Origin of the sequence: Mycobacterium sp. IS-836, assembly GCF_001954275.1 — a bacterium.
Taxonomy (GTDB): Bacteria; Actinomycetota; Actinomycetes; order Mycobacteriales; family Mycobacteriaceae; genus Mycobacterium.
In genome coordinates, this window is the sequence record NZ_MBEU01000064.1 from 1 (window position 1) to 1,115 (window position 1,115).

Sequence of the window (1,115 nt, forward strand, 5' to 3'; positions counted from 1 at the left end):
GTCAGTGAGTCCGGGATCACTACCAGCCGCCCACCATGAAGCAACGGGCCCCAGATCTCCCACACCGAGATGTCGAAGGCAAGCGAATGACACTGCGCCCACACCTGTTTCGACTCGGCCAGCAGATCAGCATCCAACGACGCCAGCAGTTGGGTGATGTTGCGGTGAGTGACGGCCACCCCCTTGGGCGCCCCAGTGGTGCCCGAGGTGTAAATCAGATGGGCGATATCCTCGGGGCCCGGCGCTGGTAAAGGGGTGCTCGACTGGCTCTGCACCCCGGGGTCGGTGATGTCGATGACCGCCACGCCCAACCCGTCGAGGCGCCCAGCCAGATCCGCGGTGCTCAACACCGCCACCGACGCGGCATCGGTGAGCATGAACTCGATGCGCTCCCGCGGATGTTCAGGGTCGATGGGCAGATACGCAGCCCCGGCTTTCAACACAGCGGTGATCGCGGCGATAGCTTGTGGAGAGCGCTCCATCAACACCCCTACCACACACCCAGCACCCACGCCCCGGCCAACCAACAAATGCGCCAACCGATTAGCCGCCTCATCGAGTTCGCGGTAAGTCCACGAAACATCGCGACACACCAGGGCCACCGCATCCGGGGTGCGGGCCACCTGCTGGGCAAACAACTCCGGAACCGACACCGGCCTGCTCACCGGCCGGGTCAACACCGCCCGGTGACCGATCTGATCCAAGCGGGCATGTTCGGACTGGTCGAGCAGATCCAGCGAGGACAACGTCCGCCCCGCATCGGCCGTCATAGCTATCAACACCCGCTCGAAGCGGTTGATCAGCGCCTGGATGCTGGCGGTGTCGAACACGTCAGTGCGAAATTCCACCGCCCCGCCGATTCCGGCGGGCTCACCGGCCTCGGTGAAACGCTCCCCCAACGAAAACGCCAGATCCATACGCGCGCTGTGGGTGTCCAACGGGATCGGGCTGACTTCAAGGCCCTCCAGCACCAAACCCGCGGCCGGGTCGTTGGACCCGGCGAAGTTCTGCCAGGCCAACGACACCTGAATCAGTGGGTGATGGCGCAACGACCGAGCCGGATTGAGCCGCTCCACCAACACCTCAAACGGCACGTGCTGGTGTTCGAACGCCTC

The 1,115-nt window shown here is 64.4% G+C and carries 1 protein-coding gene; it reads right to left on the bottom strand.

Features of this window, described 5'->3' with window-relative positions; all coding sequences use genetic code 11:
- On the bottom strand, positions 1-1,115 hold a 1,115-nt coding region (locus A5747_RS17715), incomplete at both ends, for an AMP-binding protein (protein WP_142245636.1).